General features: G+C 72.3%; 17 protein-coding genes. 12 read left to right on the forward strand and 5 right to left on the reverse strand.

All coding sequences use genetic code 11. The annotated features are described in order from the left end of the window. Positions 1-33 precede the first annotated feature (33 nt). The 11 genes from BJ981_RS20805 (at position 34) to BJ981_RS20855 (ending at position 12013) form a co-directional block, all read left to right on the forward strand. The gene (locus BJ981_RS20805; RefSeq protein ID WP_239139743.1) at positions 34-1116 is read left to right on the forward strand and encodes a Gfo/Idh/MocA family protein; all 1083 of its coding nucleotides are present in this window, start codon (positions 34-36) and stop codon (positions 1114-1116) included. Continuing rightward, complete coding sequence (locus BJ981_RS39260) at positions 1113-1769, forward strand: 4'-phosphopantetheinyl transferase family protein (RefSeq protein ID WP_184612967.1); 657 nt, start codon at positions 1113-1115, stop codon at positions 1767-1769. Before BJ981_RS20805 ends, BJ981_RS39260 begins: the two co-directional genes overlap by 4 nt. Then, complete coding sequence (locus BJ981_RS20815) at positions 1766-2716, forward strand: ROK family protein (protein ID WP_184612968.1); 951 nt, start codon at positions 1766-1768, stop codon at positions 2714-2716. The genes BJ981_RS39260 and BJ981_RS20815 overlap by 4 nt, the downstream gene beginning before the upstream one ends. Then, complete coding sequence (locus BJ981_RS20820; RefSeq protein ID WP_184612969.1) at positions 2713-3879, forward strand: aminotransferase class I/II-fold pyridoxal phosphate-dependent enzyme; 1167 nt, start codon at positions 2713-2715, stop codon at positions 3877-3879. The genes BJ981_RS20815 and BJ981_RS20820 overlap by 4 nt, the downstream gene beginning before the upstream one ends. 106 nt (positions 3880-3985) lie before the next feature. Next, positions 3986-4954 carry a glycosyltransferase family 2 protein gene (locus BJ981_RS20825; RefSeq protein WP_184612970.1) on the forward strand — a complete coding sequence of 323 codons (969 nt, stop codon included), beginning with the start codon at positions 3986-3988 and terminating at the stop codon, positions 4952-4954. Next, positions 4951-5712, forward strand: a complete 762-nt coding sequence (locus BJ981_RS20830; RefSeq protein ID WP_184612971.1) for a PIG-L deacetylase family protein — start codon at positions 4951-4953, stop codon at positions 5710-5712. Before BJ981_RS20825 ends, BJ981_RS20830 begins: the two co-directional genes overlap by 4 nt. A 264-nt stretch (positions 5713-5976) precedes the next feature. Then, the gene (locus BJ981_RS20835; protein ID WP_184612972.1) at positions 5977-6876 is read left to right on the forward strand and encodes a hypothetical protein; all 900 of its coding nucleotides are present in this window, start codon (positions 5977-5979) and stop codon (positions 6874-6876) included. Positions 6877-6898: 22 nt separating this feature from the next. Next, a complete protein-coding gene (locus tag BJ981_RS20840; protein WP_184612973.1) occupies positions 6899-8260 on the forward strand; it encodes a cytochrome P450 in 1362 nt (453 codons plus the stop codon). A gap of 72 nt (positions 8261-8332) precedes the next feature. Further along, the gene (locus BJ981_RS20845) at positions 8333-8701 is read left to right on the forward strand and encodes a cupin domain-containing protein (RefSeq protein ID WP_184612974.1); all 369 of its coding nucleotides are present in this window, start codon (positions 8333-8335) and stop codon (positions 8699-8701) included. A 58-nt stretch (positions 8702-8759) separates the two neighbouring features. Beyond that, positions 8760-10688 carry a RiPP maturation radical SAM C-methyltransferase gene (locus tag BJ981_RS20850; RefSeq protein WP_184612975.1) on the forward strand — a complete coding sequence of 643 codons (1929 nt, stop codon included), beginning with the start codon at positions 8760-8762 and terminating at the stop codon, positions 10686-10688. A 59-nt stretch (positions 10689-10747) separates the two neighbouring features. Then, positions 10748-12013, forward strand: a complete 1266-nt coding sequence (locus BJ981_RS20855) for a hypothetical protein (protein WP_184612976.1) — start codon at positions 10748-10750, stop codon at positions 12011-12013. Positions 12014-12099: 86 nt separating this feature from the next. On the opposite strand, the gene BJ981_RS20860 is transcribed toward BJ981_RS20855, so the two are convergent. Continuing rightward, a complete protein-coding gene (locus tag BJ981_RS20860; RefSeq protein ID WP_184612977.1) occupies positions 12100-12450 on the reverse strand; it encodes a nucleoside triphosphate pyrophosphohydrolase in 351 nt (116 codons plus the stop codon). On the opposite strand from BJ981_RS20860, the gene BJ981_RS20865 reads away from it, so the two are divergent. Further along, positions 12442-13560 carry an HNH endonuclease gene (locus BJ981_RS20865; RefSeq protein ID WP_184612978.1) on the forward strand — a complete coding sequence of 373 codons (1119 nt, stop codon included), beginning with the start codon at positions 12442-12444 and terminating at the stop codon, positions 13558-13560. The genes BJ981_RS20860 and BJ981_RS20865 overlap by 9 nt on opposite strands. Here the strand turns inward: BJ981_RS20865 and BJ981_RS20870 are convergent. Genes BJ981_RS20870 through BJ981_RS20885 form a run of 4 tightly spaced genes read right to left on the reverse strand, consistent with a single transcriptional unit; the run spans position 13497 to position 20942 of the window. Beyond that, entirely contained in the window at positions 13497-14789 is a 1293-nt protein-coding gene (locus BJ981_RS20870; protein WP_184612979.1) for a proton-conducting transporter transmembrane domain-containing protein, read from the reverse strand. The two genes, BJ981_RS20865 and BJ981_RS20870, sit on opposite strands and share 64 nt — an antisense overlap. Beyond that, positions 14786-16219, reverse strand: coding sequence for a proton-conducting transporter transmembrane domain-containing protein (locus BJ981_RS20875; protein WP_204070718.1), 1434 nt, complete (start codon positions 16217-16219; stop codon positions 14786-14788). The genes BJ981_RS20870 and BJ981_RS20875 overlap by 4 nt, the downstream gene beginning before the upstream one ends. Continuing rightward, positions 16216-19311 (reverse strand): YbcC family protein, encoded by a 3096-nt coding sequence (locus BJ981_RS20880; RefSeq protein WP_239139742.1) that lies wholly within the window; start codon positions 19309-19311, stop codon positions 16216-16218. The genes BJ981_RS20875 and BJ981_RS20880 overlap by 4 nt, the downstream gene beginning before the upstream one ends. Next, complete coding sequence (locus BJ981_RS20885) at positions 19308-20942, reverse strand: SulP family inorganic anion transporter (protein ID WP_184612980.1); 1635 nt, start codon at positions 20940-20942, stop codon at positions 19308-19310. Before BJ981_RS20885 ends, BJ981_RS20880 begins: the two co-directional genes overlap by 4 nt. Positions 20943-20948 lie beyond the last annotated feature (6 nt).

Genomic DNA, 20948 nt, shown 5'->3' on the forward strand with positions numbered 1-20948 from the left:
GCCGATGCAGTTTCAATGGTCGGAGCTGACGCGGTGTCAACGGTCCGGGCCGCCGTGGTCGGGCTCGGCTGGAGCGGCCGGGAGCTTTGGCTGCGCCGACTCGCGGCCAACCCCGCCTACCAGGTCACCGCCCTGGCAGACCCGGACGACGACGCCCTCGCTGCGGCCGCCGAGATCGCCCCCGGCGCCCGGTGCGCCCGTCGCGTCGAGGAGATCGGGCCGGACCTGGCCGACCTGGCGATCGTCGCCGTCCCCAACCACCTGCACACGCCCACCGCCGAGACGCTCCTCGGCAACGGCGTGTCGGTGTTCGTCGAGAAGCCGGTGTGCCTGTCCAGGCCCGAGCTGGAGCGGCTGCGGGCCGCCGAGGCGGCGAGCGCCGGGCGGCTGTTGGCCGGCAGCGCCGCCCGCTGGCGTGCCGACGTGGGCACCCTGCGCTCGGTCGTCCCTGCGCTCGGCCGGATCCGCCTCGTCGAGCTGTCCTGGGTGCGGGCGCGCGGCATCCCCCGGCAGGGCGGCTGGTTCACCGAACGGCAGCGGTCCGGCGGCGGCGCGCTCATCGACCTCGGCTGGCACCTGCTCGACGTCGGGCTGGACCTGATCGGGCGGCCCGGCATCGTGCAGGCGTGCGCCGTCACCTCGGCCGACCTGCTCGACGACGGCCGGTGGTCGGCGTCCTGGCGAGGCGACAGGGCGGCGTCGGGGCAGCGCGACGTGGAGGACGGCGCGGCGGGCTTCCTGGTGACCGACGACGGCGTGGGAATGTTCCTCCGCACCGCCTGGGCCTCCCACCAGCCCTACGACCTCACGAAGATCCGCCTGCACGGCTCGGCCGCCACCGCGTCCTTGTCCTGCACCTTCGGCTTCAGCCCCACCCGCGAACCGACCCCCCGCCTGGTCGTCCACCGCGCCGGCATCGCCGAACCCGTGCCGCTGCCGCAGGAGCCGGTCGGCGCCGAATACCACCGGCAACTGGAGGAGCTGCCTCTCCTGCTCGCCGGCGGCGGGCCACGCGGCCGGGCCCTCGACGAGACCGCGACGATCATCAGCGCCATCGAATCCCTGTACGCCTCCGCCGGCCCTCCCCGCTCCGCCCTCAAGGAGCAAGCCGGGTGAACACCACCATCCACCCCCTGAACAGCACCCCGTCGCCCGGCCCCCTGAGCGCCACCCGGCCGCCTGGGCCCCAGGAAGTTCACGTCTGGACGTTCGCGGCCGACGAGCAGAGCCGGTACGCGGCGGCCCACTCCGTCACACGCCGGATCCTCGGCCGATACCTCGGGCTGCCCGCCGAGGCCGTCGAGTTCGAGTACGGGGAGAACGGCAAGCCCGCGCTGCGCCCCGACCCGGGCCGTCCCGACGTGCGGTTCAACCTCAGCCACTCCGGGCCGCTGGCGCTGCTCGCCGTGGCCGTGGGGCGCGACGTCGGCGTGGACGTGGAGCGGCTGCGCCCCGGTGTGTCGGCCCGCGCCATCGCCGAGCGCCGCTTCGACCGCGCCGGCGCCGAGGCCGTCGCCGCCGACCCCGGCGTGTTCTTCCGCCTCTGGACCCGCAAAGAGGCCTGCGTCAAGGCCTCCGGCGGGCGGCTCGGCTGGGGAATGGCCATCCCGGTCTCCGGCCCCGTCGCCACCGGAACCCCCCGCCTCCCCGGCCCGTGGCGCCTGTACGACCTCCCGGCCCCCGAGGGCTACGTCGCCGCACTCGCACTACCGGGCCCACACCCCGCACGAGTCACGACACACCCACTCTCCACGGACGCCATGCCATGACCTCCGGCCACCCCTCCACCGCTCCCTGGGTATCCACGCCGGGCACCTACCTCGGTATCGACATCGGCGGGACGAAAGTGGCCGCGCGGATGGAGGTCGGGAACACCGCGTACGAGGCGGAGGCTCGCTGGCCGCCGTACGCGCCCGACCCCGAGCGCGACCTGGCGGTGATCGGGGACCTCGTCGAGCGGCTGGGCCCGCGGGATCGCTGCGCCGCCGTGGGCGTGGCGTCCGCCGCGACGCTGGACGGCGGCGGCCGGGTCGTCGCCTGGCCGAACCGGCCGAGCTGGATCGGCTTCGACCTGGTCGCCGCGCTGCGGTCCCGGCTGGGCACGCTGATCGACGGCGCGCCGGTCCACGTCGCCGATGACGGCGGCCTGGCCGCGCTGGCGGAGGCGCACGCCGTGCGCTGCCCCGACCTGGCCTACCTCGGCGTCGGCACCGGCGTCGGCGGCGGGCTGGTGATGGACGGCGAGCTGTTCGCCGGGGGCGCCGCGGTCGAGCTGGGCCACCTCATCGTCCACCCCGGCGGGCCGGCGTGCGCCTGCGGCCGTGACGGCTGCCTTCAGGCCACCGCGTCCGGCCCGGCCACGCTGCGCCGCGCCGCCGCGCGCCGGGGCGCCCCGGTCACCGCCGAGGAACTGGTCACGGCCGCGGACCAGGGCGAGGCCTGGGCGGCAGGCACGCTCGCCCAGACCGCCAGGGCGCTCGCGCTCGCCGTCACGTCCCTCACCGAGATCGTCCGGCCGCGGCGGATCCACATCGGCGGCGGGTTCGGCGCCGCCGCGCCCGGCCTGGTCCCCGGCGTGGCCGCCCACGTCGCCACGCTCGCCAGAACCGGACGGCCGGCGCCGCTCATCGCCCCGGCCGCCCTCGGCCCCCGATCGTCGCTGCTGGGCGCCCTCCTGTACGCCCGGAACGCTCAACTAGTGGAGGTAGCCGGATGACGTCCGCAGAATTTCCCGCGCCGCGGTTCCCCGAATGGCCGCAGTACGGCGAGGAGGAACGGGCCGGTCTGACCCGCGCCCTCGAACAGGGCCAGTGGTGGCGGGTGGGCGGCGCGGAGGTGTCGGCCTTCGAGCGCGAGTTCGCCGACTTCCACGGCGCTCCCTACGCCCTCGCCGTCACCAACGGCACGCACGCGCTGGAGCTCGCCGTGGAACTCCTCGGCATCAGGCCCGGCGAGGAGGTGATCGTCCCGGCGTTCACGTTCATCTCCTCCTCCATGGCCGTGCAGCGGCTCGGCGCGGTCCCCGTCCCGGTCGACGTGCTCCCGGACACCTACAACATCGACCCGGCCGCGGCCGCCGCCGCGGTGACCGACAGGACCCGGGCCATCATGCCGGTGCACATGGCCGGCTTCTTCTCCGACATGGACGCGCTCGGCAAGCTGGCCACCGACGCGGGCGTGGCGATCCTGCAGGACGCGGCACACGCCCACGGCGCACGGTGGCGCGGCCAGCGGGTGGGAGAGTTCGGCTCGATCGCGGCGTTCAGCTTCCAGAACGGCAAGCTGATGACCGCGGGGGAGGGCGGCGCGCTGCTGGTGCCCGACCGCGAGACCTACGACGAGGGCTTCGTCCGGCACAGCTGCGGCCGGCCCCCGTCCGACCGCCGGTACCTGCACGAGACGGCCGGCACGAACTACCGCATGAACGAGTTCTCCGGCGCCGTGCTGCGGGCCCAGCTCGCCCGGCTCCCGGAACAGATCGCCCGCCGCGAGGCGAACTGGCCGATCCTGCGCGCCCTGCTCGCCGCGATCCCCGGCGTCGAGCCGCAGGGCCGCGACGACCGCTGCGACGTCGTCCCCCACTACATGGCGATGTTCCGCCTCCCCGGCATCACCGAGGAACGCCGCAACGCCGTCGTGGACGCCCTGGTGGCCCGAGGCATCCCCGCCTTCGTGGCCTTCCGCCCCATCTACCGCACCGACGCCTTCTGGTCCGCCCCCACCGAGCCGCTCTCCGTGGACGACCTCGCCCGCCGCTGCCCGACGACCGAGGAGATCGGCCGGGACTGCGTCTGGCTCCACCACCGCACCCTCCTCGGCGACGAAGCGGGCCTCACCGCCATCGCCAGCACCCTGACCGCCGTACTCTCCGAGCACTGACACCCGGTGACGCCATGAGACCGATCATGATCCACGCGGTGCCGACCCGCGCACGCGGAGCCGTGGCGGCGACGACGCATGCGCGCGGGGCCGGATCGGTGACGGCATGAGCGTCAGCGTTGTCATCCCCACTCGGGACAAGGCGTCCCGGCTGCGTCTCACGCTGGCCTGCCTCGCCGGCACGGACCCCGCCGACGGCCTGACCGAGGTCGTGGTCGTCGACGACGGGTCCGCCGACGCCACCGCCGACGTCCTCGCGGAGGCCGCCGAGCGCCTGCCGCTGCGGGTCGTCGAGGGCGGCGGGCGGGGGCGTGCCGGCGCGCGCAACCTGGGCGCCGAGCACGCTGAGGGCGGCCTGCTCGTCTTCCTCGACGACGATGTGCTCGTCGGGCCGCGGTTCGTGGCGGAGCACTACGCGCGGTTCCGGCCGGACCGGTTCGTGCACGGGCGGTTGCGCGAGTTACCCGCCGCCGACCACCTGGTCCGCACGCTCGACGGCGCGCCGTACCCGGACGTGCGCGCGGCCCGCGACCTCATCCACGGCGGGCGGTCCGACAACCCACGGCACCGGCTCAAGGCCAACGCCCTGGAACGCGCGATCGAGGCCATGCACGGCGGCGACCTCCCCGACGCCGTGCCATGGCTCGGCTGCGTCGGAGCCAACGTGTCGATGCCGCGCGACCTGTGGGAGCGGGTGGGCGGCTTCGACGCCGGCTTCGGCGAGGTGTGGGGATGCGAGGACCTGGAGCTGGGCCTGCGGCTGTACCAGGCGGGTGCCCGCCGCGACCTGGCCCCGGACGCCCTCGGCGTCCACCTCACCCACCGCCGCCCGGCCCGCTGGGACGAGCACGCCGCCAACATGGACCGCTTCGCCACCCTGCACCCCCTCCCAGCGGTCCGCGAACTCCCCACCCTCCTCTCCGCCTCCGGCGACCCCACCACCTACGTAACCCGCGTCCTCACCGCCACCCGATCCACCACCCCACCCGCCCCCACCGTTCTCGTCCCCTCCGAGACACCTGCCGGACCTCATTCCGCTGCGCCGGCCGCCGGACCCGCCTCCGACGCGTCATGAGCGGCCGGTTGGTCCTGTCGCCGCATCCGGATGACGCGGTGTGGTCCATCGGCGGCTGCATCGCGCGCTGGCGCCGTGCCGGCGAGCCTGTCACCGTGCTGACGGTCTTCGACGGCCCGCCGGACGGTCCCGTCGCCGGCCTCCCCTCCGACATGGCAAGCGGCACGGCCGAGGGCGCGGCGGACGTCACCACCGAGAACTGGCGGCGGGTGGCTGAGCCCGCCGTCCGGCGGGAGGAGGACCGCCGTGCCCTCGCCGCGATGGACGTCCGCGGCGTGTCGGGAGGTTTGCCCGACGCCGCCCTGCGCACCGGTGACAACGGCCCGCGGTATTCCCGTGTGCTGAGCCTGTTCGCCCGGCCGCACCCCGACGACCACGCGCTGCCCGCCGCCATCGCCGCCGCGGTCCACGCCCACCTCGCCCCCGGCGACGCGCTGTACGCCCCCCTGGCGGCGGGAAACCACATCGACCACCGCCTGGTGCGCGCGGCCGTGGACACCGACCCCGCCCTGCGGCCCCGCACGACCTGGTACGAGGACGTCCCCTACAAGCTCGCTCCCCGCGACACCGCCGGCCTCCACCCGCGCTACGAGCCGATCGACCCGTCCGACCTCGAAGCCTGGATCGCCGCCGCCGTCCACTACGCGAGCCAGGCCGAAGCGCTCCTCGGCGGCACCACGGAACTGCGCGCCCACCTGACCGGCCGGGCTGAGACTCACGGCGGAGCCATCCGACTGTGGTCAGCCCCCGCGGCCTGACCAGGCCATGTCCGGCCGTTCAGAGTCGCACCGGCCTGTGTCCGAGGACAGGCCGCGGCCGGTGCGAGGACGCAGGCACCCCGTTGCCACGCTGTGCCGGGACCAGAGGTGTGCCGGGGCCGGACGGGTACGGCGCTGTGCCGGAGCTGGAGACCTGCGGTGGGGGAGGGGACACCTGACATGGCCACTTCCGGACTTGACGGTATGCCCCCGACGTACCACCCGATCATCCTGATTCGCTGCGAAAACGGAAACAATCAGCCCATGACGCTGACCGACGCCGCTCGCCGGATTGACGCGGTTGAGCGATTCATCTGGCTGAACGCCCGCCTCATCGACCGCTACCGCTTCGACTGCCTCTTCCGGGACGGCGACGCAGGCCGGCTCATCGCGGCGCTGCGGCCGTACCAGAACCCGGACGGCGGCTTCGGCAACGCGCTGGAGGGCGACTTCCGCGGCCCCACCAGCCAGGCCACCACCGCCGACTTCGCGCTGCGCATGATGGACGACGTCGGCCGCAGCGACCGCGACATCGTCATCCCGTTCTACGACTGGCTGACGACGGTGACCAGCGAGGACGGCGGCGTTCCCATGGTGCTGCCGACCGTCGAGGGCTACCCGCGCGCGTCCTGGTGGGAGAACCCGACCCCGCCCGGCCTGAACCCCACCGCGACCCTCGCCGCGTACCTGTGGCGCTACGACATCGACCACCCGTGGCGCGACCCCGCGACCGCGTTCGCCTGGCGTGCGTTCGACGACATCCCGAACCGCATCGCCGCCGGCGAATGGCCGGTGCAGATCGCCTACGACGTCCGCACCGCCGTCCAGTTCCTCGACGCCGTCCCTGACCGCGACCGCGCCGAGAAGACCTGCGCCGAGGTCGGCAAGATCCTCAAGGACCACGACGTCATCGCCTTCGACCCGACCCAGCCCGGCGACATCTCGCTGCCGCTCGACTTCGCGCCGACCGCCGACTCCATCACCAGGAGCTGGTTCACCGACGACGTCATCGAGGCCAACCTCGACGTCTTCGCGGCCGCCCAGGACGAGGACGGCGGCTGGCAGGTCACCTGGGACGTCTGGAACCCGTCGTCGCTCGCGGAATGGCGCGGCTGGTTCACGATCGAACGGATGAAGATCCTGCGCTCGTACGGCCGTATCTAGACTGTGGAGGACTAGCGACGCCATGGCCGCTCCCACCGTCCAGGAAAAGCTCCCCGAACTGGTGCTGACCCCCGTCGACAGGCTCAGGCTGCGACGCACCCGGCGCCCCACCGACTTCCTGGAACGGCTGGGCGCGGGCTCCCCGCGGATCGTCCGCTTCCGGCTGCGCGGCCAGGACACCTACCTGCTGATCGCCCCGGACCTCGTCCGCGAGCTGCTCGTCGCCCAGGGCCGCGCCACCGGCAAGGCGCGCGGCCACAGCCACGCCCGGATGATCCTCGGCCAGGGCCTGCTGACCAGCGACGGCGACCTGCACCAGCGGCAACGGCGCATGATCGCGCCCGCGTTCCACCCGACCCGTGTCGAGCAGTACGCCGACCAGGCCGTCGTCACCGCCACCGTCCTCGCCGAGCACCCCGACTGGCGGGACGGCGCGGTCCGCGACGTCGCCGAGGACATGATCGACCTGATGCTGCTCAACATCGGCCGCATGCTGTTCGGCGCCGACCTGACCGAGGACGCGGGCGCCGTGGCCGGCGCGCTGACCACGCTGCTGCGGCCGTTCGAACGCCGCCTGCTGCCCACCAGCAGACTGATGCGCCGGCTGCGCACCCCCGGCGACCGTCAGATCGCCGCCGCGGGCGCCGAGCTGACCCGAGTGGTCGAGCGCCACATCGCCGAGCACCGCGAGTCCGGCGACCGCGGCGACATCCTCTCCATGCTGCTGTCCGCCCGCGACCCGTCCGGCGAGCCCATGCCGGACGGCCAGGTCCGCGACGAGGCGGTCACGATGATGCTCGCCGGCCACGAGACCTCCGCGGCGGCCTTGTCGTGGACGTGGCTGTTCCTCGACCGGAACCCCGCGGTGGCCGAACGCCTGCACGAGGAGGTCGACCGCCTCGACACCACCCCCGCCCACGGCGACCTGGACCGGCTCCCGTGGTCCCGCGCGGTGATCGCCGAGTCCCTGCGCGTCATGCCCCCGACGTGGATGATGAGCCGCCGCCTCCAACAGGACGTCGTCTTCGACGGCTGGACGGTCCCCGACGGCTCCACCTGCATCGTCGCCCAGTGGCTCACCCACCGCGACGAACGCTGGTGGCCCGACCCGCTGACCTTCCGTCCGGAGCGCTGGATCACCCCGGCCGGCGAGTTCGACGAGACCGCCCCCGGCCAGCCGCCAGGCGCCTACTTCCCCTTCGGAATGGGCCGCCGCGTCTGCCTCGGCCAGCCCTTCGCCCGCGCCGAACTGGCCCTGGTCCTGGCCACGCTGACCCGTCACTGGTCGGCGTCCCTCGTCCCCGGCCACCCCATCGACATCCGCCCAGGCACGGCCCTACGCCCCGCCCACGGCCTGCGGATGACGCTGCACCGCCGCGCGTGACGCTGAAGCGGGAACGACTCGCGAAGGAGCAGTGATGCCTGAGGCGCAACCGTCGCTCGCGAGGGAGTAGTGATGGCTGGAACGCACAAGAAGCCCGAGGAGCTGGACACCGAACTCACCGGCGGCATCAAGTCCGGCGGCGAGGAATGGGGAGAGTTCACCGTCCGCTACGTCGAGGTCCCCGCAGGCACCGACGTGACCCCCTTGCTGAAGGGAATGCCCGGTGACCTGTGCCAGTGCCCCCACTGGGGCCTGATGCTCAAGGGCGAAATGTGGCAGCGCTACGCCGACGGCTCAGAAATGGTCACCCGTGAGGGCGAACTCTTCTACTGGCCCCCCGGCCACACCGGCATCAACCACGTGGACGCCACCTTCATCGAGTTCAGCCCCACCACCGACCTCCGCCCCGTCATCGAACACATGGCCCGCCTCCTCGAGTAGCCCGGAGACCCCCTCCCATGCGGACACCGCCGCCCGTACTGAAGTGGAGGTCCGGTCCATGCGGATAGCGCTGGTGAACATGCCATGGGCGCCGATCGACGTCCCCTCGCTCGCCCTCGGCATCCTGCGCAACACCGTCGCCAGGTCCATTCCCGATGCCGAGGTCGTGGACGTCCACGCCCACCTGGACTACCTGGACTGGTGCGCCGGCCTCACCGTCGACGACTACCGCTTCTACTCCGACCACACCTATTTCGAGGGCTACGGCGACTGGATCTTCTCCGCCGCCCTGTACGACGATCCCGACTGGCGGGTCGCCGAGTTCCGTGACCGGTACGCGGCATCGATGACCCCGGGCGAACTGTCCCTGACCCTACGCCTGCACGGCTCCGCCCCCCGCTTCGTGGCCGACCTGGCCGACCGCCTCGCCGCGATCGCCCCCGACATCGTCGGCTTCACCTCCACGTTCCAGCAGACCACCGCCACCCTCGCCACCGCTCGCCGCCTGAAACTCCTGAAGCCCGACACGATCGTCATCCTCGGCGGCGCCAACTGCGACGGCGTCCAGGGCGCGGCCCTGCACCGCAACTTCCCCTTCATCGACTACGTGGTCCGCGGCGAAGGCGAGGCCGCCTTCCCTCAACTCCTGACGTTCCTGGCCACCACCGCGCCCCCATCCCCGCCTCCGGTCGCCTCCCGGCCTGCCTCTGTGGGGGAGATACCCGGCCTGTGCCGGCGTGCTTCGGACGGCACCTCGACAGCCAACCCGATGCGGGCCCGCCCCCTACGCCCGTCCGAGATCGTGGCCCCCGACTACGGCACCTACTTCGACCGGCTCGACACCTCCACCGCCCGGGACCGGGTCGAGCCGAAGCTCGTCGTCGAGGGATCACGCGGCTGCTGGTGGGGCGAGAAACACCACTGCACGTTCTGCGGCCTGAACGGCACGGCCCTGGAGTTCCGCAGCAAAAGCCCGGACCGCTTCTACGGCGAGATCATGGACCTGGTCGAACGGCATCGCATCCGGGACATGTTCGTCGTGGACAACATCCTCGACATGGGCTACCTGAACTCCGTCCTGCCCCGGATAGCCGAATCCGGCCAGGACCTGCGCCTACGCTACGAAGTCAAGTCGAACCTGCGCCGCGACCAGTTGGAAACACTCGTCCGCGCCGGCCTGACCCACGTACAGCCAGGCGTCGAAAGCCTCAGCGGCCGAGTCCTCGGCCTCATGGGCAAGGGCGTGACCGGCTGCCAGAACGTCCGCCTACTCCGCGACGCCGCGTCCGTAGGGCTCTCGCTCTCATGGAACTACCTGTACGGCTTCCCCGGCGAAACCGACGACGACTACGAGTCCGTCCTGCGCCAACTCCCCGCCCTGCACCACCTGGCCCCGGCCGAACAGGTGGCCCGCATCGCCATCGAACGCTTCAGCCCGTACTTCGACCGCCCCGAACTGGGCTTCCCCAACCCCCGCCCCCGCGACCACTACCGCCTCACCTACGACCTCCCCGACCGGGAGCTCGCCGATCTGGCGTACCTGTTCGACGCCCCACCCCAGGGCATCGACGAACCGCTGGCGGCACGCCTGTCCGACGCCGTCACCACCTGGCGCGACGCCTACCCCACCAGCACCCTCACCTACGAGGACGCCGACAACACGATCACCCTCACCAACACACGCCCCCACTACCCCTGGACGACTCTCCGCCTGAAGGACCCCCGGGAGATCACCGCCTTCCGCCTCCTCGATCAACCCCGCTCCGCGTGCTCCCTCGAACGAGCCCTCCCCGCCGACAGGCCATGGCTCACGAACCTGCTCGGACACTGGCACACCCTCGGCCTGCTCTACACCGACACCGGCCAGTACCTCCACGTGGCCACCACCCCGACGACCCATGACCTGACGACCCACTCCCTCCCACCCCGATGGCCCGGCTGGCATGACACTCCGGCGCCCCGGGACCACACGACGCCCCGGCCGTAAATGCCGCAGACGGGTAAGTTCGGGTCGAGGTGCCACCGTCACGGCCCGAGGGGAAGCCGGTGCGAGAGCTGGTCAACGCCAAACTGCGGGAAATCAAATCCGTGTTCCACGGGTTCCTCGACGAACTCCGAGACGAGTCGCGGGAGCTGCGCGAGTCGCTGCGGGAGATCAAGAAGAAGTCCTCGTCGCCACCGGAGGCGTGGTACATCAGATATGCCTACGCCTTACGCATCGCGAAATCCCTCTACGCGCCGTGGGTCCGCTACGAACGACGGACGACCGGACGCCCGGAATCAGACCGTGCCGCGCTGCGGGCGAGATACCGCAGAATGGCCGTGGCCTACGCCGTCAACACCGCGAGGATCGCGCCTTACATAGGTTTCATCGTAGGCGCCGCGATGATCGCCGGAATCATCGTCGTGCTGGTGGTGAGCGACCTTTTGCATGGGCTGAGCGCCAGGGACTACGCGCCCGTCATCCTCGGCCACCTGGCCATCCTCTGCCTGCTGGCTTCGCTGATTCCTTTTCGCGCCCGCGTGGTGAGAAACTCGACGATCACACTGGCCGGCGCGGGGGTCCTCTACTTTCTGCTACGGGTGCCGCTGCCCCATGCGCTGAACTCCACAGCCGTGTCGGTCGCCGTCTCGGTGCTGACCGTGCTCTTCCTGCACGCGGTCGACAGTATCGAGGCACGGATCGCGGAGCGTCACTACGACCCCGAGACCTTCATCGCCTACAGTCTCCTGAACGCGCTCGACGACATGGGCTCACCGCAGTTCTCCCGGCTGAGATTCCGCCGAGGTGCCGTCACGTCCCTGGAGTACGCGGCCTCCGCCTTGGAGAACAAGATCCCACGCCTCCTGAACGGCATGGACCCGGTCGTCCGGGACGCGCTGAGCGAGCGCTGCGCCCGCGCCGGCGACGCGCTACGCGACTACGGCAAACGCATCGTCCTGTTCGACCAAGCCGACAAGGAGAAACTGCACGGGGATATCGAGTCGGTCCTTGAGGTCGTGCTCACGGGTACCTACGACGCCCTCCCGGTGGGCGCCCCCCAAGAAGGTAGAAAGGCCCGGAAAGCAGGCGCCTACCTCCTCGGCGTTCTCCGCACGCTCGTCATAGCCCCCATCCCTTTCGCCTGCCTGGAAGCCACCAGACTCTTACAGTGGCGCCTGTCCGACGGCCTCCAGGACGCCGCACTCATCTTCTCCCTCGCCTGGGCGGCCGTCGCCCTGATCGCCTTGCTGGACCCGCTCTACAAATCCCGACTGAACGCCGTACAGGACTTCATCGGCATCCTCAAACCCCCCGACAAAACCACCTGACCTCACCCCTCCTGGCCCCAACCCAAGCCCCCCACCTCCCCGTCCCGCGAACCCCCGGCAAGCAGAACGCCCACTCCTCCGACGGCTCATCGGGCGCGACGGTGCGACGTCACCTCTTCCAGCCACAGCCGACGGCCGAACCCACCCCGCTCGACCCGCTTCCGCAGAGCGGCCTCCCGAACCTCCTCCTCGGAAAACCCACCTGCCCCGGCGACCGCCACCAGCACCTCGTAAACGTCGGCGAGCTCGCCAAGGCGATCGCCGGGCTCGGCCCTGTGCAGTTCCTCGACCTCCTCGGAGAGCTTGGCCATCAGCGCGGGGAGCACTTCCGACTCCTCAAGGACCCGGACCTTGGCCGTCCGGCCGTCCGCTTCGATGATCTCCGGAATACGGTCCCGGACCAGCTTGCCGTAGGAGATCGACTGTTCTTGGCGCAAAATGTCACCCTTTTGTTCGATACTTCGGATGTGGATTACCGGCGTGGCGTGGTCACCGCGGAGAGCGTATGGCGTGCCATCGTGCTGTACGGCGCCAACTCCGCCACCTACAAGTTCGCCTTCGGCGCCACCCTCCTGGAAATCGCCGCCACCGGCCGCGACCGCGTCGCCCTGGAGGAACTCGCGCCCCGGTACGCCGACCTGCTCTGCCAGGCCCTGCAGCGCAACCCCCGGCAGTGCATCGCCACCAGCAGCAAATTCCTGGACGCCTGCCGCGCCTTCAACGCCGGCGACCTCGACCGCGACACCCTGCACCGGCGAACCGTCCAACTGGGCTTCACCAACGTCATCGACGCGTTCCCGCAGATCGGCGGCGCACCGGCGCCCGTGCGCTACTACGAGGACCGGCGCAAGAACTCGCCCACCCCAGGTCTGCTGCTACGCGACGAACTCCTGCGACTCGCCCGATCAGTACACGCCCAGGTCCTGGACGCCGAAACGGCCGCCCGTTGGCGACTGGTGGAGACAGCATGGGCCACCGGCGTCTCCGGCGCGGTACTCGGCCCTTCACTGGTCTACGACCACGCCAAGCAGGAACTGCTGCTCCCCACCAGACAGCGCCGCAAAAGCGTCACAGGAGTGGTCCCCGCCCTCAACGGCTACCAGGACGGCCGCTGCGCCTACTGCGATCGTCTGATGGCCCAAGGCGAAGCAAGCGGCCCCGTCGTCGAACACGTCCTCCCCTGGAAACTGGTCACCCGCCCCTTCTGGACCGGCCCCGACGTCGACGCCGTCTGGAACCTCGTCCTGTCCTGCACCCCCTGCAATCAGGCGAAGCAGGACCGAGCGCCGCACGAATCCTGGATGCCCTGGCTCGAACAGCGCAACAACGACCTCATCGACTCCCGCCACCCCCTACGCGAAACCCTCATCACCCAAACCGGCGCCACAGCCACCACCCGCCGCGAAAACCTCAAGAACGCTTACCGAACCGCAACCGAACTACTCCCATCCACCTGGACCCCACCCAAGCGCCCCCACGAAGGTCAATGCACCCCCGGTAAGACGCCGCCGATCAGCAACGCGCCGACGACGAGCGTCAGGGCGTAGGCCTCCACGGGGAGGAGGTCCCGCTCTCCATGGTGGGTGCGGCTGCCGCCGAACAGGGCGAAGAAGCATCGCATCACCGTCATCCCGTTGATGCCGACGGCCACGGTCAACGCGATCCAGAACAGCGGGAACCGGGCCACCGAGCCGTGGACCAGCAGGTGCTCGCCGGCGAACCCGCCGGACAGCGGGAAGCCCACGGTGGCCAGGCCGCACAGCAGGAACGCCCCGGCCAGTTGCGGGGTGTGAGTGAGGTTCCCCCCGGGCGTCGCCAGCGTCAGCGGCCCGCGCCGGGCCTCCAAGGCGGCCAGCGTCATGGTGAACCCGGACAGGGCCAGCACCGACACCTGCCACGTCAGCACGGCTCCGGATACCGAGATCGGCGATTCGCCGCCGACTCCGAACACGATCAGCCCCATCTGGCTCATCCGCAGATAGGCCAGCGCACGCCTGGGCGCGTTCTGGACCACCCCGAACAGCGCGGCCACGACGGCGGTCAGGCCGCCGATCAGGGCGAGGCCGTGGGCGGGTGGGGCGGGTAGCCACGCGGTCAGCGAGTCCAGGTGGGTGAGCATGCCGATGGGGACGGCGCCGAAGGCGACCACCAGTCCCAGTGGGGCCCGCTCCACGAATCTCGGGTACCAGCCGTGCACGGGCAGGGCGGCGAAGCGGATCAGGACGCCGAGCGCCATCGCAACCGCCCCGACCGTCGGCGCGCCGATCGCGGTCAGGGCGGTGCCCGCACCGAAGAGCAGCACGCTGGGCAGGTGGTAGGCCGCGAACAGGCGGTGCAGCCCGTCGCCCTCGTCACGCTCGCGCAGCTCGGACCAGACCAGCCAGGCCGAGAGCGCCCACAGCACGGCGGCCGGCACCGCGTGCCGGACGGCCAGGTATCCGGTGGAGACGGCCAGGATCCGCAGTATCCGGGCCAGAGTGGCCGGTGGGTGGGAGGCCAGCGGGCTCATCGCGACCACGAGCAGCCCGGCCGCGCACGTGGTGACGAGCACGTTCCTGGCGGTGCCGTCCGGCAGGACCACCACGGTCAGGCCCGGCGGCCACCGCAGGGCGAACGAGGTGACCGCCGGGATCAGCGGCAGTCCGATCGACAGCACCGCGGTGGCCGAGGCGCAGTACACCGCGACGCGCCGCGCGGTGTGCGGGTCGGCGCGGGCGACGACGCTGGAGGCGCACAGCAGCAGGGCCGTCACCAGCGACGGAGCCAGTGCGATCATGGTCTCCACTCCCCGCCGCCCGCGGCCGTGACCGTGCCGGAGGCGGTCTCCGCCCCCTCCGGATGGCCGGTGGGCTCCGTCCCGAGGACGGGGACCGGCGCGGCGGGCGCCCCCGCGGTGCCGAGCCACCGTGCCCAGCGGTCGTCCAGCGCGTCCACCCGCCGGACCAGGCGTACCAGCCCGCCGACCACGTGATCGGTCAGCCAGGCGTCGAAGTAGCCCCGCTCCAGTGCGTACCGGTACAGCCACAGCTGCGCCGTCCGGGGCACCAGGCGCTCCAGATGCCTGCCGGTGCGCGGCAGTGGCCGGCCGATCGCCTGTTCCAGCCGGTGGTGGTCGTGGATCAGGCTGGGCGAGCGCAGGATCTGCGCGCTGCGCAGTACGGCGTGCGCGATCAGGTGGACCACCGCGAGATGGCGCAGGCCGAGGCCGACCTCCACCATGATCACTCCGATCTGGGTCATCGAGGCGTAGGCCAGCGCGCTCTTGATGTCGGTCTGGGCGCGGCCGACCACGGTGGCGTGCACGGCGGTCAGCGCGCCCACCGCGATGATCGCGGCCCCTACCGCCGATGGGCCGGCCCAGATGGATTCGGTGCGCAGGAGCAGGTACGGCCCCAGGCTGACGGAGAGCGCGCCGTAGAAGACGGCGCTCGACGGCGTCGGCCCCTCCATGGCACGCGGCAGCCACCCGCCCAGGGGGACCTGCGCCGCTTTCCCCATCGACGCCCACAGCAGGGCGAGGCCGATCAGGGCGGCGTCCCGGGGGTCGGCGGGCGGCCGGAAGACGACCGGTCCACCGTCCGGCGCAACGACGACGGTGGAGGCACCGGTGGTGTGGTGCAGCCACACGACGGCCGCCAGCAGGCCCACGTCACATGCCCGGTAGGTCAGGAACGCGCGCAGGCCGTGCTCCACCGGCCTTCTGCGTTCGTGGAAGAACGCGATCAGCAGTGCCGACGCCAGCCCGGCGAGCTCCCAGCCCGCGAAGGCGCACTCCAGGGCCCCGGCCAGGACGACGAGTTGCGCGCCCGCGCCGAACAGCGCCAGCAGCAGGTAGAAGCGCAGGTGGCCGGGCTCCCGATGCAGGTACCTGTGGGAGAAGGCGCCGATGAGGGAGCACAGGAGGGCCGCCAGGGCGGCGAACGGCAGCGACAGGCCGTCCCCCGCGAAGACCAGGTGGAAGCCGTAGCCGCCCACCTCGAACCAGGTGCCCGCGGACGCCGTCACCACCGGGGCGCCGCCCGCCGCGGCGCAGGCGAGGACGAGGGCGGACGCCGCGGCGAGCCCGAAGGCCGACACGACGACGGCCGAGACGGTCCGCTCGGTGCGCCTGCGCCCCCACCACGCCAGGACGCCCAGGAAGACGAAAGCGCCGAGGGGAAGCGCCACGACGGACAGCAGCAGGTACCGCTGCGCGTCGGCGTTCACCTCGCCTCCCGATGCCGCACCGGCGTGCGCGCCGGGGCGTCGCCGGCCCCGCCGGAGTCCGGGGGGAGGGCGGCGAGCGCGTGGGCGAACCCCAGGTGGTCGCGGCTGCCCGCGTAGAACTCCGCCGACCGGTGCACGGCCGGGAGCTCGGTGCTCTCCGGGATGTGCGGCCGGAACCCGTCGCCGTGGAAGACGTGCGCCGCCCCTGAGCCGGGGCTCCACGCCGTCAGCCGGATCCAGCCGTTGACCACCAGCCGGTTCAGGTCGGGGTGCGCCCGCAGGATCGCGGTCAGGCGCTCGGGCTCCGCCTCCACGATCAGCAGCAGCCGTACCGGTTCGTGGATCTCGACCATCTGCCAGGGCAGTCCGGTCCGCAGGTCGGAGGCGTGCCCGTCCATCACCCCCAGCAGGCCCGTGATGTTGTGCGGGAGTTTCGTCCCGCACCCGTAGCCCGCGGGGTCCACATAGCTGAAGTAGTACTCCAGGTTGATCCCGGCGCAGACCGGCCCGGCCGCGAGCAGGAGACTGGTCAGCAGCTCGCCGGAGGGGTCGCCGTCCGGATCGTAGGAGACGAGGAAGGCCCGCCGGTCCAGGAAGAGCCCGCGGGTGTGGCGGCGCCGCCCCACAACGCACACCGCGTTCGTGGCGTGCCCGTACTCCGGCCGGGGCTGCCCGAGGTCCACGGTGTGGGTCTCGACGTGGGCGAGCGCGTCGTCGGGGGAGAGGTCCAGGGGCGCGGACTCGAAGCGGCGGCACCGCTCGTGCGCGGCCAGGGCGCACGCGGCGGCCATGGCCCGTTTCGCCCGGTGCAGGTCCGGCCGGGACCGCTCCGGTACCAGATCCTCGTCGTAGTAGGTCATCGAATCATCGCAGGTGTTGTGGTAGGCGCCCACGAACCAGGTGTTCGAAGGGAGGTCCATCCCCCGTTCGCGCAGGGCCGTCCGCACGGCCGGATGGTTGGCCATGGCGGCGAAGGCACGCGCGTTCGGGCCGCCGCGCCCGCCGCCGGTGGCGCCGCAGTCATGGGCGGATTCGTGGGGGTTGTTGAGGCTGGACGAGCCGTGCCCGACCATCAGCACCAGCGGGGACGGGGCGCGGTCCAGCCCCATCGTGCGCAGCGCGGTCCACACGATGCCCGCCATCTCCGGTACGGAGTATCCCCGCGACGGGCCGTCATGCCCCTCGCCGTTCTCACCGGCGTGCCCCTCGGCGTGCCCTTCTACCGGGGGCCGCTCGACGACCAGCCGGGTGAGCGGCCTCGGCGCGCCGGGGCCCAGCCGCCGGGACCAGCGGTGGAACAGCCGGGGCAGCAGGCAGCGGCCGATCAGGACGCCCACGTGGGCGAGCCCGACGCCCAGGGTGACCAGGCCGCCACGGGCCAGGGTCCTGCTGCCCACGGTGATCGCCATGCTCCAGGCGCCCCATCGGCGGCGGGCGGCGGCGTACCGGCCGGGCCGCGCCCGCTCCGCCGAGTCCGCGTGTTCCACCGGCTCCTCCAGCACCAGGTGGCGGGGGGTGACGACGACCGGGCACAGCGGGTGCCGCCGTATCTCCTCCAGCCCCCGGTAGATCATGGCGACCCCGAAGAAGCCGGCGTAGCCGAAGGTCTCCGCCCGGGGGAAGTGCTCCTCCAGGTGGCGGCGGAGGGATTCCTCGCGTTCGTCGATGCAGAACACCGCCTGGAACAGCGGGGGCGGAGCCGGGCGGGCCGAGACCCGCCGGTGCGCGCCGAGCGCGTCGAGCACCCCCACCCGGTGGCGCCGCTCATAGGCCAGGTGCAGCAGGCGGCGCCGTTCGACCGTGTCACAGGCCCCGACCGCGGCCAGCCAGGCCGCCGCGTGCTCGGGGTCGGCGAAGACCGCCGTGTCGACCGGCATCAGCTGCGCCAGCACGAACGCCTCGTACACCAGCTCCAGATCGGGTCCCGCCGGGGCGCCCGCCCGCCCCGGCGGAGGCGGGAGCCGGTCGAGGTCGCCGACCGTGGCCTGGGCGCCGAGGTGCCCGCGCGCCGCGTACCGGGCGGCGTACAGGTCGAGGACGAGCTGTACGGCCAGGTAGTCGATCAACGACGCGGGACGCGGCTCGACCGGGGCGTGGTCGGGACGCTGCTCGAACTGCCGCATCATCCCGGCCCAGCCGCGCAGCGACAGCAGGGTCGCCTGGATCGCGGCCGCCCAGCCGGACTCGGGCACCGCCAGCTCGGTGAGCGCCCAGGCGACGGTCCGCTCCGCGGTCCAGGACTCCGCCTCCTGCCGCCGCATCTCGGCGCCCAGACCGCGCAGGAACCGGTCGGGCGGGCCGCCGGACCGGCCGTACAGCCGTCGGAAGGCGCTCAGGAAGCCGCCGTCGCGCTCCGGCATGGGCCAGTAGGCGACGCCCTGGTCCAGGAAGGCCGCCGACAGGCGGATCAGCAACGGGTGGACGAGCTCGTCGGTGTCCAGGCCGGTGACGGAGAGGACCAGGTCGCGGCGCCGCGGTGACCCGTCCTCGTCGCCGGACGTCCGCGGCGCGATCGCCGTCAGCCGGTGCCACAGCCGTTCCAGCAGCTCCCGCTCGAGCAGGCGGGAGTCCGGCTCCGGCAGCGCGGGCCCGGTCCGGTCGCGGCGCGCCTGGCGCAGCAGCTCGGCGCGGCGCCGCGGGTCGAGCTGATCGGTGAACCGGGTGCGCCGGTCGGTCTCGTCGAGCAGCCAGGTCAGCGCGGCACCCCGGGGGACCTCGACGAGGTGGCGCAGCCGCAGGGCGTGGAAACGACGGCGGGTCGGGCCGCCCGGCACCAGCGGCGGACCGTCGTCGATCCCCGCTTCCGCCACGACGGCGTCGATGTCCTCGGGCCGGATCCGCCCGGAGGCGAGGTGGCCGGCGAAGGCGGCCTCGCTCTGATAGGGCTCGGTGCCGAACAGCCGCCCGGCGGTGGCGACGGCGTCGTCGAAGGGCAGGTCCTCGAAGGCGTGCAGGGTGTTGTGGTGGACGAACGCCTGCAGCGGCCCCTGCTCTGGCAGAAGCGCCGCCGCCTGCCGGACCATGTCCGGTATGTCGGTCGGACGGCCGCAGGACGGCGGGGCCGCGGTCGCGTTCGCGTTCGCGGGGCTCACACGCGCCTCCGGCGCCGGGTGGCGTGCGGGTGGGACGAGACGGGGCGGAGCCGGTCGAGCCCGGTGACGGTGAGGGTGGTGGCGGGCCACTCCCGGGACATCGTGTCGACTCCCGCCAGGAAGGTGTGGTCCACCACGGCGGCGTCGCCTACGTCGACGATGACGTCGGTGAGCGGGCCCTCGGCCCCGGCGAGGTTGACCGTGCGCCGCAGCGGGAGCAGCGTGGTGAAGACGGCGGCACGGGGGATGCGGACGTGCAGGGTCTGCCCGGTGCGGGTCGCCTCCGCGCGGGGGCGGAGGAAGGCGGGGACGGGGACGCCGCGCAGCAGGTGCAGGACGAGCTTGAGGGCGAGTCCGGCGGCGACCCCCATGAGCAGGTCGGTGGCGAGCGTGACGAGCAGCGTGGTCAGGAACAGGGCGAGCTGGTCCAGGCCGATCCGCCGCGCGCGCAGGAACTCGCGCGGGGAGGCGAGCCGGGTGCCCGTGTAGACCAGCATGGCGGCCAGAACGGCCAGCGGGATGGTCTGGAGCAGCCCGGGGACCAGGGCGACGAACAGCAGCAGGAAGGCGCCGTGGGAGAAGTTGGACCAGCGGGAGGTGGCGCCGGCGTCGACGTTGGCCCTGCTCCGGACGATCTCCGAGATCATCGGCAGGCCGCCGATCAGGGCCGAGAGCAGGTTGCCGGTGCCGAGGGCGAGCAGGTCGCGGTTGAGGTCGGAGGACCGCTTGAGCGGGTCCATGGAGTCGACCGCGATCACGGTGAGGGTGGACTCGATGGTGCCGATCAGGGCGAACATCACCACGTACTTCAGTGACGTCGCGGTGAGGATCACCGAGAAGTCAGGGAAGGCGACGGCGTCGAGCAGGGTGCCGGGGAGACGGACGAGGTACTCCGGCCCCAGGTGGTGCACGGTGGACGCGAACCGGTAGTCGTGCGGCGTCGCCAGGCCGAACCACAGGCCGAGCGGTACGGTCACGGCCAGCACGATCAGCGGCGCCGGTACGGTACGTGCCCACCTGGCCCGGATCAGCGGCATGCCGAACATGATCACGAGGGCCACCCCGCCCAGCAGCAGGATGCGCGGGTTGGCGTTGACGAGGCTGTGCGGGATCTCGGCGAGCAGCCCCAGGGGGTCCGTGTGCCGGGGCTTGACGCCCAGCGCGACGTGCGCCTGCTTGGAGATGATGATGACCCCGATGGCGGCGAGCATGCCGTGCACGACCGACGGGGACATGGCCACGCCGACGGTGGCCACCCGGCACAGGGCGAAGAGGATCTGTACGGCGGCGGCGACGACGCCGACGGCGAGCGCCCGGCGGTACCCGACGGCGCCGCCGCCGAGCTCCTGGACCGCGCCCAGCGCGATCACGATCAGGCCGGCGGCGGGCCCCTTGATGGTCAGCGGCGCGCTGCCGAGCAGGCTGACCAGGACGCCGCCGACGATGGCCGTCAGGACACCGGCGACCGGCGGGAACCCGCTGGCCAGCGCGATCCCCAGGCAGAGCGGGAGCGCGATGAGGAAGACCAGGAAACCGGACTTGACATCCGCCTTCGGAAAGCCGCTCGGGGAGGGACGCCCGGGTGCGGCCGGTGGGGCGTCATGGGTCTGTACGCGGTGTGGTTCGGACATCTTCTG

Origin of the sequence: Sphaerisporangium krabiense (genome assembly GCF_014200435.1) — a bacterium.
Classification (GTDB): Bacteria; Actinomycetota; Actinomycetes; order Streptosporangiales; family Streptosporangiaceae; genus Sphaerisporangium; species Sphaerisporangium krabiense.